Source organism: Corynebacterium otitidis ATCC 51513 (genome assembly GCF_000296405.1).
In the GTDB taxonomy this organism is placed as follows: domain Bacteria; phylum Actinomycetota; class Actinomycetes; order Mycobacteriales; family Mycobacteriaceae; genus Corynebacterium; species Corynebacterium otitidis.
Genome location: NZ_JH815193.1, coordinates 34,699 through 48,499, shown reverse-complemented (window position 1 = coordinate 48,499; position 13,801 = coordinate 34,699). Strand labels below are relative to the sequence as shown.

11 protein-coding genes are annotated in these 13,801 nt (G+C 72.1%); 7 read left to right on the top strand and 4 right to left on the bottom strand.

What is annotated here, in order from left to right; translation table 11 throughout:
* Positions 1–9: 9 nt before the first annotated feature.
* Together panC and panB are read right to left on the bottom strand one after the other, a co-directional pair.
* Positions 10–846, bottom strand: coding sequence for a pantoate--beta-alanine ligase (panC, locus tag HMPREF9719_RS03155; protein WP_004600515.1), 837 nt, complete (start codon positions 844–846; stop codon positions 10–12).
* Between the two features lie 58 nt (positions 847–904).
* Positions 905–1,708, bottom strand: a complete 804-nt coding sequence (panB, locus tag HMPREF9719_RS03150) for a 3-methyl-2-oxobutanoate hydroxymethyltransferase (RefSeq protein WP_004600514.1) — start codon at positions 1,706–1,708, stop codon at positions 905–907.
* A 259-nt stretch (positions 1,709–1,967) separates the two neighbouring features.
* Here panB and HMPREF9719_RS03145 point away from each other — a divergent pair, with 259 nt between their 5' ends.
* Positions 1,968–3,320, top strand: coding sequence for an MFS transporter (locus HMPREF9719_RS03145; protein WP_004600513.1), 1,353 nt, complete (start codon positions 1,968–1,970; stop codon positions 3,318–3,320).
* 84 nt (positions 3,321–3,404) lie between these two features.
* Here HMPREF9719_RS03145 and HMPREF9719_RS03140 read toward each other — a convergent pair whose 3' ends face one another.
* Positions 3,405–4,676, bottom strand: coding sequence for an SAM-dependent methyltransferase (locus HMPREF9719_RS03140; RefSeq protein WP_244848185.1), 1,272 nt, complete (start codon positions 4,674–4,676; stop codon positions 3,405–3,407).
* Between the two features lie 346 nt (positions 4,677–5,022).
* Here HMPREF9719_RS03140 and HMPREF9719_RS03135 point away from each other — a divergent pair, with 346 nt between their 5' ends.
* The 4 genes from HMPREF9719_RS03135 (at position 5,023) to HMPREF9719_RS03120 (ending at position 10,363) form a co-directional block, all read left to right on the top strand.
* Positions 5,023–6,396, top strand: a complete 1,374-nt coding sequence (locus HMPREF9719_RS03135; protein ID WP_004600511.1) for an NAD(P)/FAD-dependent oxidoreductase — start codon at positions 5,023–5,025, stop codon at positions 6,394–6,396.
* Between the two features lie 280 nt (positions 6,397–6,676).
* Positions 6,677–7,708 (top strand): ABC transporter substrate-binding protein, encoded by a 1,032-nt coding sequence (locus tag HMPREF9719_RS03130; protein ID WP_004600510.1) that lies wholly within the window; start codon positions 6,677–6,679, stop codon positions 7,706–7,708.
* A complete protein-coding gene (locus HMPREF9719_RS03125) occupies positions 7,692–9,314 on the top strand; it encodes an ABC transporter permease (protein ID WP_004600509.1) in 1,623 nt (540 codons plus the stop codon). The genes HMPREF9719_RS03130 and HMPREF9719_RS03125 overlap by 17 nt, the downstream gene beginning before the upstream one ends.
* Entirely contained in the window at positions 9,311–10,363 is a 1,053-nt protein-coding gene (locus HMPREF9719_RS03120) for an ABC transporter ATP-binding protein (protein ID WP_004600508.1), read from the top strand. Before HMPREF9719_RS03125 ends, HMPREF9719_RS03120 begins: the two co-directional genes overlap by 4 nt.
* Before the next feature lie 54 nt (positions 10,364–10,417).
* Here the strand turns inward: HMPREF9719_RS03120 and HMPREF9719_RS03115 are convergent, their stop codons facing one another.
* Positions 10,418–10,855, bottom strand: a complete 438-nt coding sequence (locus HMPREF9719_RS03115) for a PaaI family thioesterase (protein WP_004600507.1) — start codon at positions 10,853–10,855, stop codon at positions 10,418–10,420.
* A 122-nt stretch (positions 10,856–10,977) separates the two neighbouring features.
* Here HMPREF9719_RS03115 and gndA point away from each other — a divergent pair, with 122 nt between their 5' ends.
* Positions 10,978–12,432, top strand: a complete 1,455-nt coding sequence (gene gndA, locus HMPREF9719_RS03110) for an NADP-dependent phosphogluconate dehydrogenase (protein WP_004600506.1) — start codon at positions 10,978–10,980, stop codon at positions 12,430–12,432.
* Positions 12,433–12,463: 31 nt separating this feature from the next.
* A complete protein-coding gene (locus tag HMPREF9719_RS03105; RefSeq protein ID WP_004600505.1) occupies positions 12,464–13,795 on the top strand; it encodes a DEAD/DEAH box helicase in 1,332 nt (443 codons plus the stop codon).
* The last annotated feature ends 6 nt before the right edge of the window (positions 13,796–13,801 follow it).

The following is a 13,801-nucleotide window of genomic DNA, read 5'->3' as shown; positions in this document are numbered from 1 at the left end:
CCGTCGCCGCTACCCGAGGTCGATCGGCGAGTTGTCGATGAGCCGGGTGGTGCCCACCCGCGCGGCGATAAGGACGCGGGCCTCGCCGCTACTCGGCGGCTCGCCGAGGTCCGCGCCGCGCACGGAGATGTAGTCGACCTCGACGGTGGGCTCGGCGACGAGAGCCTCGGCCGCGGCGTCGAGGGCGGCCTGCCTGCCGCGGGGCGCGGCCGTGGTCGCGGCGTCGATCGCCGCGGGGATCGCGGCGGCGGCGCGGCGCTGCGAGGGGTCGAGGTAGACGTTCCTCGAGGAGAGCGCCAGCCCGTCGCCCTCCCTGACGATGGGCTCGCCGTGGACCTCGACGCCGAGGCCTAGGTCCTCGACCATCTGCCGCACGAGCACGAGCTGCTGGTAGTCCTTCTGCCCGAAGTACGCGCGTCGCGCCCCGGTGACGCGAAAGAGCCGGTAGACGACGGTGAGCACCCCGGCGAAGTGGGTGGGGCGGCTCTCCCCCTCGAGGACCTGGCCCGTCGGCCCGGGGTGGATCGTCGTGCGCTTGCCGGCGGGATACATCTCGTCCTCGGTGGGCGCGAAGACGGCGTCGACGCCCTCGCCCTCGAGGCGCTCGAGGTCCCTATCCAGGGTGCGCGGGTAGGCGTCGAGGTCCTCGCCCGGCGCGAACTGGAGCGGGTTAACGAAGATGGAGACTACCACCCGCGCGTCGCCCGGCGCGGCGGCGGCGCGGACGAGCGAGAGGTGTCCGTCGTGGAGGGCGCCCATCGTGGGCACGAGCGCGATGGGTGTCTGGGACTCGGCGCGGAACGCGGCGAGCCCCTCGGTGGTGGTGATGACGCGGGGCGTGGTCACGGCTTTAGTGGTGCTCCTTCGGTTAGCGGCGGCGCTGCGGGCGCGGGTTTGGGTGGTTTTAGTCGCGGAAGGAGTGGGTGGCGTCGGGGAAGGTTCCCGCCTCGACGGCCTCCTTGAAGCGGCTGGCGGCGGCGCGGATCTCCTGGCCGGCCTCGGCGAAGCGGTGGACGAAGCGGGCGGCCTTGCGGTCGGAGGGGAATCCGGCGGCGTCGGCCCAGACGAGGACCTGGGCGTCGGTGTCGGGCCCGGCGCCGATGCCGATGGTGGGCACGTCGACCTCGCGGGTGATGTCGCGGGCGGCGGGGGCGGGCACCATCTCGAGCACCATGGCGCTGGCGCCGGCGCGGGCGACGGCGCGGGCGTCGCGTCGGAGCTGGTCGTCGGCCTTGTTGCCGCGGCCCTGGACCTTGAAGCCGCCGAGTTGGTGGACGGACTGCGGGGTGAAGCCGATGTGGCCGAAGACTGGCACGCCGGCGGCGGCGAGGGCTGCGATGCGCGGGGCGATGCGCTCGCCGCCCTCGATCTTCACGGCGTGGGCGCCGGTGCGGCCCATGAGCTCGGTGGCGCTTTTCACGGCCTGCTCGTCGGAGGCCTCGTAGGTGCCGAACGGGAGGTCGGCGACGACGAGGGCGTCGCCGGCGCCGCGGACGACGGCGGCGGTGAGGTAGGTGATCTCGTCGAGGGAGACTTGCTGGGTGTCGCGGTAGCCGTAGACGACGTTGGCGGCGGAGTCGCCGACGAGCAGGACCTCGATGCCGGCGGCGGTGAGCTCCCGGGCGGTGGAGAAGTCGTAGGCGGTGAGCATCGCCCAGCGGCGGCCCTCCTTCTTCCACTTCGCGAGGTCCGTGAGGCGTGTCGGCATGAAGCTCCTCCCTGAATGAGCGTTGCGGGGCCAGGGCCGGCGGTGTTGGCCGGTGCCGGCTCGGGCGGGCGTGGCCTCATCCTAGCCGGCGCTAGGGCGCGGCCCGGCGGCTCGGGCCCGCGGTCGGCGGGTGTCCCATTTTGCGGTACGGATGTATCATTTTGCGGGATGGCGGTGTAGGGTGTCTGGCATTTAGCCGACGGCGTTGCCGGCCGCAACGCCGACAACCGCACAGAGAAATAAAGGAGGCGTCTCTCCGGTGACGACGACACTGAAGCGCCCGCCGGCGACGAGCCGGCGCGAGCGCGCCCGGGTGATCACCGCCTCGACGGTGGGCACCACCATCGAGTTCTACGACTTTTACGTCTACGCGACCGCCGCGGTGGCCGTGTTCCCCGTGCTCTTCTTCCCCGACGTGGGCAGCAGCTTCGTCAACCTCATGGCGTCGTTCGCAACGTTCGGGCTCGCGTTCGTGGCCCGCCCGCTGGGCTCGGTGATCTTCGGGCACTTCGGCGACAAGGTGGGCCGCAAGCACTCGCTCGTCTTCGCGCTGCTCACCATGGGTATTGCGACGTTCATCATCGGGCTTTTGCCCACCTACGAGCAGATCGGCTTCCTCGCGCCGCTGTTGCTCGCGCTCATGCGCTTCGGGCAGGGCATCGGGCTCGGCGGCGAGTGGTCGGGCGCCGCGCTGCTCGCCGGGGAGAACGCCGCCTCGGGCAAGCGCGCGCAGGCGGCGATGTGGCCGCAGCTCGGCGCGCCGTTCGGCTTCTTCCTCGCCAACGGGCTCTTCCTCATCCTCGTGACCGCCTTCGACGAGGCCCCGACGGACCCGGGCGGGGCGTTCCTCCAGTGGGGCTGGCGCGTGCCGTTCCTCGCCTCGGCGATCATGGTCGCCATCGGGCTGTGGGTGCGCTTCAAGCTCGACGAGACGCCCGTCTACACGCACTCGGTGGCGCAGGGGAAGCGCGCGAGCGCCCCGCTGCGCGACGTGTTCACCAAGGCGTGGCGCCCGGTTATCGCCGGCACGTTCATCATGGTGGGCTGCTACACGCTCTTCTACCTCGTGACGACGTGGATCCTCTCCTTCGGCATCGAGGATCCCGAGTCGGGCGCGGGGCTGGGCTTCGCCTACGAGGACTTCCTCAAGGTGCAGCTCGTCACCGTCGTCGCGTTCATGGTGGGCATCCCGCTGGCCGGGTGGTGCGCCGACCGGTTCGGCCGCAAGCCCACCCTGCTCGTCACGACGCTGGGGATTCTCGCGTTCTCCTTCACCTTCGAGCTGTTCCTCGCCCCGGAGAACGCCAGCCTCGCCTCGGTGGGCGTGTTCCTGGGGATCGGGATGTTCCTCATGGGGCTGATCTTCGGGCCGATGGCCATCGTTTTGCCCGAGCTCTTCCCCACCGCGATCCGCTACACCGGCTCCGGGATCGCCTATAACCTCTCCGCGATCCTCGGCGCCGCGGTCGCCCCGCTCATCGCCACGCAGCTGGTCTACAGCTTCGGCGTCGGCGCGGTGGGCCTCTACCTCGCGATCGCCGCGGGCGCCTCGCTCGTCGCGATCTTCATGATGCGCGAGACCCGCTCCACCGCGCTCGAGGACATCGAGTAGCCGAGCACAAGCCGCGCTACTGCGCCGCCGGCCCGCGCCCCGCATCGTCGGGGCCCGCGGGCCGGCGGTGTTCTCTGCCCGGGTCTAGCGGGGACGGCGGCGCACGAGGCGCCACTGCCTCGCCTCGAGCGCGCCGATGCGCACCAGCGCGAGGCGCAGCGCGTACTGGAAGTCCCACAGCCGGCGGAAGACGACGTCGAAGCCGGCGGCCGCGGCCTCCCGGCGGCGCGCGCGGAACAGCTCCGCCTGGAGGCGCAGCGTCTCCTCCGCGTGGACGTCGAGCCGGTGCTCCTCGACGAGCCGGAGCCCCGTGTCCTGGTCGACGAGCCGGTAGACCTCCCCGTCCGAGGGGTAGGACAGCCCGGGCCAGATATAGGCCCGAAGCCCGTCGAGCGCGGCCTCGCCCGCCGGCCCGAGCGCCGCGCCGCGCACCACCGACTGCAGGGCGACCTCCCCGCGGGGCCCGACGACGTGGTCGAGGAAGCGGAAGAAGCGGCGCCGCTGCTTCGGCGAGAGCGTCTCGAGGTACTCGATGGAGACGACCGCGTCGAAGCGGCCCGGCACGCCCCTGGGCACCGCGGCGTCGACGTGCTCGGCGTGGACCTGGTCGCCCACCCCGTCGAGCACGAGCCGCTCGCGCAGCGCCTCGAGGCTCGCCTCGTCGGCGCTGAGCACGTCGACGGTCGCCTGGCGGCGCGCTGCGAGGCCGGCGAGCACCCCGCCCGAGGCGGGCAGCTCGAGCAGGTGGCTGCCCGGGCGGACCCGCGCGAGGTCGAGCAGCGATTCCGCGGCGCGGCGCTGCGCCTCCCTCAGGTCCGCGCGGGCGACGTCGACGGGGCGCGAGTAGCGGGTGCGCTCGACGAAGCGGCGCGGCTCCTCGCGGCCCGCGGCCGGGAGCGTCTCGCGCACGCTGGTCCCCACCGAGGAGGCGAAGCGCCCGAAGAAGTGGCTCGCCCCGTCGGTGGAGCACAGCGCGACGAGCCGGGGCGGCAGCGCCCCGCCGGTCGCCTCCCCCGCCTTGAGGCGGCGCCTCGAGGGCTGGTAGCCGGCGCGAAGCAGCGCCTCGAGCACGCCCGCGAGGTCCTCGGCGCGCCACTCGCCGGCGAGGTAGGACTCCAAGAGCCCCACCCAGCCGCCGGCGGCGAGCCGGGCGAAGAGCTCCTCGTGGTCGACGGTGAGGTCCGCTCCCTCGTCCGGGTCGAGCTCCACGCCGGCGGCCTGGCAGGCGCGCGCGAAGCCGGCCTCCGCGGCGCGCGCCTTGAGCCTGATGAGCGGCGGCGCGGGCACCGCGGCCACCCCGGGCCACGAGGCGGCGTCGATGTGCGACAGATGATCCCCCGACACGTCCTCGCCCACGCCCCCTTCGCCACGCCAACGCTTCCGGTCTCAGGCCGCCGGCCCCCGCCCCGCCGCCCGGGGATGCCCGCGCGGCGCGGCCTAAGGCAGGCGGCGCCCGATGCGCAATCCTAGCGGGCGTTTCGCCAGCGAGGAGGCGCGACATACCGGCCCGACGAAGGCCGGTGGCGGCGGTGTGCTCGCGGAATAGGACACACGTACTACAATGGGCGCCCGTAACGGAGGCCCGCGGGTGTTTTATGCAACACGGGCCGCGCCGAGGGTCCGAAAAGGCCCAGGCGGCTGCCCGGGCCTCCCGCTACGGTGGACAAACGGCACACACTTACGCGTGAAAAGGAGGACGATTATGGCTTTCCGTCCCGATACCGGGCGCCGTCACGTCATTATCGTCGGCGCCGGCTTCGCCGGCGTGTTCGCTGCCCGCGAGCTTAAGAACGCCGACGTCGATGTCACCCTCATCGACCGCGAGAACCACCACCTGTTCTCGCCGCTGCTCTACCAGGTGGCCACCGGGCTCCTTAGCCCCGGCGATATCGCCCCGGCGAACCGGCAGATCCTCGACGACCTCGACAACCTCTACATCGTCAAGGGCGAGGTCAAGGACATCAACGTCGACGAGCAGACGGTGACCGCCGATATCGGGCCGAGCCGCCGCGACTTCGAGTACGACGACCTTATCCTCGCCTCGGGCGGCAACCAGTCGTACTTCGGCAACGACCACTTCGCGCAGTACGCCCCCGGCCTGAAGACCCTCGACGACGCGCTCGAGATCCGCGGCCGCTTCATCGACGCCTTCGAGCGCGCCGAGCTCACCGACGACCCCGAGGAGCGCCAGAAGCTCCTCAACTTCGTCATCATCGGCGCCGGCCCCACCGGCGTGGAGCTCGCCGGCCAGCTCTCGGAGATGGCCCACCGCACCCTCTCCGGCGAGTTCCGCAACATTAACCCCGACAACGTCAAGATCTACCTCCTCGACGGCGCGCCGCAGGTCCTTCCCCCGTTCGGGAAGAAGCTCGGCCGCAAGGCGCAGCGCATGCTCGAGAAGCTCGGCATCGAGGTCCGCCTCAACGCGATGGTCTCCAACGTGGACGCCACCTCGGTGAGCTACAAGACCAAGGACGGCGACGAGGTCACCCTCGAGAGCTACGCCAAGGTCTGGTCCGCCGGCGTGTCCGCCTCCTCGCTCGGCGCGCGCATCGCCGAGCAGGTCGGCATCGACCCCGACCGCGGCGGCAAGATCCCGGTGAATGAGGACCTCACCGTCGGCGACAAGGACAACGTCTTCATCGTCGGCGACGTCATGTCCCGCGACAAGCTCCCCGGCGTCGCGCAGGTCGCGATCCAGTCCGGCGTCTACGCCGCGCAGCAGATCGCCAAGCGCGCCGAGGGCGAGGACCCCAAGGACCGCGAGCCCTTCTCCTACTACGACAAGGGCTCCATGGCGATCATCTCCCGCTTCAAGGCGGTCGCGAAGATCGGCGACTCGGAGCTCGCCGGCCTCGTCCCGTGGTTCATGTGGCTCGGCGTGCACCTGTGGTACATGTCCGGCCGCCGCAGCCGCTTCAACGCCCTCGTCTCCTGGGTGAGCAACATCTTCTCCCGCCGCCGCGGAGAGCTCACCACCACCCGGCAGCAGGTCGTCGGCCGCACCGGCCTCGACAAGCTCGCCGAGGAGAAGCCTGAGGAGTTCGAGGCGATCTACAGCCGCAAGAACAAGTAGGGCTCTCAACCGCGGCCGTAGCCGCGGAAAGAAACCCCCGCCCCGCCGCTATTCGCGGTGGGCCGGGGGTTTTCTTGTCTCTCTGGGGGCCTCGCCCTTTTCCTCTCCGCGACGGTCGGGGCACGAGCGTAGAGAGGACACGACGGCGAGGGCGGCCAGTGCAGCTCCACCAGTGCGCCGTTTAGCGGATAGCCACCGGCGAATTCCTCGTCCTGCAGACCGGCATAGTGCGTGTCACAATACGAGAGACAATCGCTATCCAGTTTCCTGAGGAGCCACCATGAGCCTTCGTCCCCTCACCGCCGCCGTCGCGGCGTGCGGTGCCCTCACCCTCGCCGCCTGCTCCGAGCCCGCAGCCGACCCCGAACCCACCGACACCGCCTCGGGCGACGAGACCGTCACCCTCACCGTCTACACGTCCGAGCCCGAGGACAAGGTCGACGAGATCAACGCCGCCTTCACCGAGCAGAACCCGGACATCGACGTCGAGGTCTACCGGGCCGGCACCGGGGACCTCAAGGCCCGCATCGCCGCCGAGCAGCAGGCCGGGGAGATCGGCGCGGATATCCTCTGGGCCGCCGACTCCGCGACCTTCGATACCTACGCCGAGGACGGGGTGCTCGCCGATATCAGCGATCTCGACACCTCCGAGGTCATCGAGGAGGCCCGCGGCACCGAGAACTACGTCGGCACCCGGATTATCCCGACCGTCATCGCCTACAACGAGAACGAGACGGAGGAGGCCGACCGCCCGAGCTCCTGGCAGGACCTCGCCGACCCGAAGTACCAGGACCAGATCGTCATGCCGGACCCGGCGGTGTCCGGGGCCGCGGCCTTCAACGCGAGTGTGTGGCGGAACGAGCCCTCCCTCGGGGACGACTGGTTCGAGGCGCTGGGCGAAAACTCCCCGATGATCGCGGAGTCGAACGGCCCCACCTCGCAGGAGGTCGCCTCCGGCGGGCACCCCTACGGCGTCTTCGTCGACTACCTGGCGCGCGACCTCAAGGAGCAGGGCTCCCCCGTCGAGGTGATCTACCCCGAGGAGGGCGCCCCCTTCGTCACCGAGCCCGCGGGCATCTTCGCCGACTCGAAGAACCAGGACGCCGCGAAGAAGTACCTCGAGTTCCTCATCTCCCTCGAGGGCCAGGGGCTCGCCGTGGAACAGAACTACCTTCCCGTGCGCGAGGACGCCGGCACCCCGGAGGGAGCCGCCGCGCTCAGCGAGATCGAGCTCCTCACCCCGGATCTGGAGGCCGTCACCCGCGACCAGGAGGCCGCCGTCGAGGCGTTCCAGGATGCCGTCAAGGGTTAGCCTGCTGCGCCTCGCCCTGTGGCTGGTCGTCGCGGGCGTGATCCTCACGCCCTTGGGCCTAGTCATCAGCCTCGCGCTTGGCGGCAATCAACTGCCCGAGCTGCTGTCGAGGGGCCTGGGCGAGGCGGCGCTCAACTCGCTGATCTCGACGACGGTCTCGGCCGTCCTCGCGGTCGTCATCGGAACGGCCGTGGCGCTCCTGCTCGACCACTCCGACGCCTACGGCTCCGGGCCCCTGCGCCTGCTGCTCCTCTCCCCGCTCGTCATGCCGCCGTTCGTCGGGGCGATCGCCTGGCTGCAGCTCGCCGGGCCCAACCAGGGCATCAACCGGCTGGTCGAGGGCGAGCTGTGGAATATCTACGGCCTCGACGGCGTGATTGTCCTGCTCACGCTGCACTCCTACCCCATCGTCTACGTCGTGGTCTCCGCGGGCCTGCGAGCCATCCCCGCCGACCTCGAGCAGGCCGCCGCGCTCTCCGGGGCCGGGCCATTTACCGTGCTGCGCACCGTGACGCTCCCGCTGCTGCGCCCCGCGCTGCTGAGCGCCTTCACCCTCACAGCGGTCGCCAACCTCGCGGACTTCGGGATCCCGGCGATTATCGGTTCTCCCGCGGGCGTCGAGACCCTCGCCACGATGATGTACCGCTTCATGGAGTCCGGCACCGTGTCCAACCCGCTGCAGACGGTCTCCACCATCGGCGTGGTGCTGCTGGTCCTGGGCGTGGTGGCGGTCATCGCGGACTTCGTGGTGTCCCGGCGCGCCGGCCGGTCTCGCTCCGACGGCGGTGCCGCGGCGATCACCAGGCTCGGGGCCCTGCGGCTGCCGGCCACGGTCGTCGGCTGGGTGCTCGGGCTGACCGCGACGCTCGCCCCGATCCTCGCGCTCGTCTATCGAGCCCTGCTGCCCGCGCCCGGCGTGCCGTTCACTTTGGAGACCATCTCCCTGGGCAATTTCACGGCCGCGCTCACCAACCCGCGCACCAGCCAGGCCATCGCCACCTCGGTGACCCTGGCGCTCTCGGCGGCACTCATCTGCGGAGCACTGGGCTGGCTCATCGCGCTGGTAACCACGCGCGTGCCGGCGCGCAGCAACGTCGCCCTCACCCTCACCGTCCTGCTGCCTACCGCGCTGCCGGGCCTCATCATCGGCGTGGGCTGGCTGATCCTCGGGCGCTACACCGGGATCTATAACACCCACTGGGTGATTCTCGGCGCTTACGTCTGTGCGTTCACCGCCCTGGTGGTGCAGGCGGTGCGCGGCCCGCTCTCCTCGAGCCCCGCGGCCTTCGAGGAGGCCGCCCGCGTCGCCGGCGCCGGGGAGCTGCGCGCGCTGCTGAGCACCACCGGGGCGCTGGCGCTGCCCGCCGCGGTCGCGGGCGCCGCGCTCGTGGCCGTCACCGCGGTGCGGGAGCTCACGGTGTCGGTGCTGCTCATCGCTCCGGGTTCGACCACGCTGGGGGTGCAGCTATTTAACCTGCAGCAGGCGGGCAACTATAACCAGGCCGCCGCCCTCGCGCTGCTTTTCGCTGTGGTGGGGGTCGCCGCGCTGGCTCTCGTGGTCCGGTCGCCGGGCCGAGGGACGAAGAAAGGAGCGAGCAGAGCATGACTCCCGCCATCGACATCGCGGGTCTTCAGGTCGAGTTCCCCGACGGCACCCTGGGCGTCGACGGGGTCTCGATGGCCGTCGAGCCGCACGAGTTTCTCACGCTGGTGGGGCCCTCGGGCTCGGGCAAGACGACGCTGCTGCGGGCCGTCGCGGGCTTCGCGCAGCCCAGCGCAGGATCGGTCTCGATCGCCGGGCGCGACGTGACCGGGCTTCCTCCCGAGCGCCGAGAGATCGGCATGGTCTTCCAGTCGCACGCCGTCTGGCCGCACCTGAGCGTGGCGAAGAACATCGCGTATCCCTTGGAGCGCCGTAGACTGCCGCGCGGCGAGGTCGCCGAGCGCGTGGAGCGGGTACTTCGGCTCGTGGGGCTGCCCGGCCTAGGGCGGCGCCGCCCGGAGCAGCTTTCCGGTGGACAGCGGCAGCGGGTGGCGCTGGCGCGTGCGGTGGTCGCCCAGCCCTTGGTGCTGCTCTTCGACGAGGCGCTGTCGGCCCTCGACGAGCCGCTGCGCGACGCGCTGCGGCGTGAGCTCGTGGGTTTGACCAAGCGCGAGGGGCTCACCGCCATCCACGTCACGCACGACCGCTCGGAGGCGTTGGCGCTGGGTGACCGGGTGGCGGTGCTCTCTGAGGGGCGTCTCCGCCAGCTCGCGACCCCGGCCGAACTGCTGGAGCGCCCGGCGAGCTCCGCGGTGGCGCAGTTCATCGCGGACGCCACCCTCGTTCCCGCCGCCCGCGAGGGCGATGAGGCGGTGGCGTTGGGCGGGGCGCTGCGCCTGCCCGTGGCTCGGCTCGACGGCGCGCCGCGGGCGGCGGCGATGACGCTCGCGCTCACCGCGACGCACACCCGGCTGGTCTCGCCGGAGGAGCCCGGCGCGCTGCGGGGGATTATTTCCTCTGCCCTCTTTACGGGGCGCGGCTACAGCGCCACGGTGCTCGCCGGCGGCGAGACCTTTCGGGCCGACGCCGGGACCCGCCGCCCGGTCGAGGGCGAGCCCGTGGGCCTCGTCGTCGACGGCGCGCTGGCTTACGAGCGGTCGTCGGAGGAATAAGGTCGCGGGGCTCCGGAGCGAGGAACCGCCGCGGTTCGGGCGCCCCGTTTGTCGTTAGCCGACCACCATGGTGCGCAGGATGGTCTGCGCGGCGAGGCGGTCCTCGTTACGCATGTCGACGCGCCACAGCTGGGTGCGCCGGCCCAGCTGGATGGGCTCGGCGGTCGCCTCGATGACCCCGGAGCGCACCGAGCGGATGAAGTTCGTGTCGTTGTTGACGCCCACGACGGCGACGCCGCCGGCGCGCACGATGCCCGCGACGGAGGCGACCGTCTCCCCGATCGAGGCGAACACGCCGCCGTTGACGAGGCCCGCGGGCTGAAGGTGCTCGCGGCCCACCTCGAGGCGCGCCGCCGCCGACTCCGGCCCGAGGGCGGAAAACTCGATGCCCAGGTGCCCGGCGAGGCCGACCTTTTGCCCGTTGAGGACGTCGAGCTCGTCGGCGCTCAAGTCCCGCTCCGAGGCCTTGCGATACCAGTTGATGATCTCCATGGCCCCTCAGCCTAAGCCAGCGCCGCGGCGTTCGGGCGCGGTTCGCCGATCGGGTTCCGCGCGGCGGCGGCCCGGGGATCGCCCGGCGCCCGGGCGGGGCCGCTCGGGTAGCCTTGGGTGCCATGACTCACTCTTCTCCCTTAGCCCAGGTCGGGGTCGTCGGGCTCGCGGTGATGGGCTCGAACCTCGCGCGCAACTTCGCCCGGCACGGCCACGCTGTCGCGGTGTACAACCGCACCGCCGCCAAGACGGACGCGTTTATCGACTCCTTCGGCGAGGAGGGCGAGTTCCGCCCGGCCGCGTCGGTGAAGGAGTTCGTCGCCTCGCTCGAGCGGCCGCGGCGCGCGATCGTCATGGTGCAGGCGGGCGCGGCGACGGACGCGGTCATCGGGGAGCTCGCCGCGGAGATGGAGCCGGGCGACGTCATCGTCGACGGCGGCAACGCGCTCTACACGGACACGATCCGCCGCGAGCGGGAGCTCGCCGAGCGGGGCCTGCACTTCGTGGGCGCGGGCATCTCCGGCGGGGAGGAGGGCGCGCTCAACGGGCCCTCGATCATGCCCGGCGGGCCGAAGGAGTCCTACGAGTCGCTCGGCCCGCTGCTCGAGGACATCTCCGCGAAGGTCGACGGGGAGCCGTGCTGCACGCACATCGGCCCCGACGGCGCGGGCCATTTTGTGAAGATGGTGCACAACGGCATCGAGTACGCCGACATGCAGGTCATCGGCGAGGCCTACCACCTGCTGCGCTACGGGGCGGGGCTCGAGCCGAGGGAGATCGCCGAGGTGTTCCGCGAGTGGAACAAGGGCGACCTGGACTCCTACCTCATCGAGATCACCGCCGAGGTGCTCGCGCAGGTCGACGAGAAGACGGGCAAGCCGCTCGTCGACGTCATCGTCGACGCCGCCGGGCAGAAGGGCACCGGGCGCTGGACGGTGCAGGCGGCGCTCGACCTGGGCGCGCCGGTGAGCGCGATCGGCGAGGCGGTCTTCGCCCGCGCGCTGTCCTCCGCGGCCGGGCAGCGCGACGCCGCCGGCGACCTGCCGGGCGGCACGACCGCGCGTTTCGAGGACCTGGGCCTAAGCCGCGAGGAGTTCGTCGAGGACGTGCGCCGCGCGCTCTACGCCTCGAAGCTCGTGGCCTACGCGCAGGGCTTCGACGAGATCGCCGCCGGCTCGAGCGAGCACGGCTGGGACGTCGACCCGCGGGACCTGGCGCGCATCTGGCGCGGCGGCTGCATCATCCGCGCGACGTTCCTCAACCGCATCGTCGAGGCCTACGACGAGGATCCCGGCCTCGGCTCGCTGCTCGCGGCGCCGTACTTCTCCGGGCAGCTCACCGACCTCATCGACCCGTGGCGCCGCGTCGTCGCCGCCGCGGCGCGCCTCGGGCTGCCGGCGCCGGTGTTCGCGTCCTCGCTGGCGTACTACGACGCGCTGCGCGCCGACCGGCTGCCCGCCGCGCTCATCCAGGGGCAGCGCGACTTCTTCGGCGCGCACACCTACCGCCGCGTCGACGCCGAGGGCAGCTTCCACACCGACTGGTCCGGCGACCGCGCGGAGAAGCCCGTCTCCTAAACCTTTAGGCCGCGGCGCTAGGGTTGACCGAATGACCACCTTCGCCACCCTGGGGCTTGACCCCGCGCTCGTCGACTCGCTCGAGGCGCAGGGGCTCACGGAGCCCTTCCCCATCCAGGCCGCCGCGATCCCCGACGCGCTCGCCGGCCGGGACGTGCTGGGCCGCGGCCCGACCGGCTCGGGCAAGACGCTCGCCTTCGGGCTTCCCATCCTCCAGCGGCTCGCCGGGGTCAAGCCCGCGGCGTACCGGCCGGGCGGCCTCGTGCTCGCCCCCACCAGGGAGCTCGCCGTGCAGATCGCCGAGCGCCTCGAGCCGCACGGCCGCGCCGTCGGCGTGGGCGTCGCGGCGGTCGTCGGCGGGGTGCCCGTCGCGCGCCACGAGAGGCTGCTCACCAAGCCCCTGGGGCTGCTCGTCGCGACGCCGGGGCGCGCGCAGGACCTCGTCGACCGCGGGGCGCTCGACCTCGCGGGCGTGGCGATCTCCGCGCTGGACGAGGCCGACCAGATGGCCGACATGGGCTTCCTGCCGCAGGTGCGCCGCCTGCTGCGCGCCACCCCGAAGGGCGGGCAGCGGCTGCTGTTCTCCGCGACGCTCGACGGGGAGGTCTCCAGGCTCGTCGACGAGTTCCTTGATGAGCCCGCGGAGCACTCCACCGCGCCGGTCGCGGCGAGCGTGGAGACGATGGAGCACTTCCGGCTGCTCGTCGGCGACGGGAAGAACCGCAACGCGGTGGCGACGTGGATCGCCGCGCGTCGGGGCACGACGATCATGTTCGTGCGCACCAAGCGCGGCGTCGACCGGCTGGTGAAAAAGCTGCGCCGCGCGGGCATCAACGCCGCGGGCCTGCACGGCGACAAGGCGCAGGGCGCGAGGCAGCGCGCGCTCGACGGGTTCGCCGACGGCTCGGTGCCGGTGCTCGTGGCCACCGACATCGCGGCGCGCGGCATCGACGTCTCCGGGGTGGACCTCGTCTGCCACGTCGACCCGCCCGTCGAGCACAAGACCTACCTGCACCGCGCGGGGCGCACCGCCCGCGCCGGCAGCGCCGGCCGGGTCGTCACGCTGGTCACCGAGGACCGCGAGGACGAGGTGGCAAAGCTCTTGAAGAAGGCCGGGGTCGACGCGCCGGCGGAGCGCGTCGAGCCGGGCGACGAGCGCCTGAGCGAGCTCACCGGCGCCCGGAAGCCCTCCGGGGAGGCGCTCGCGCCGTTCGGCGCGCCCCAGCCCGGCGGGAAGGGTCCCGCCCGGGGGCCGAAGGGCCAGCCCGGGCAGAAGAAGGGCGCTCCCGCCCCCGGCCCGGGGTCGGGTTCGCGCGGTCGGCGCCGCGGCCCGCGCCGCCGCGGCGGGCGGCCTAGGCGCTAGACTCCA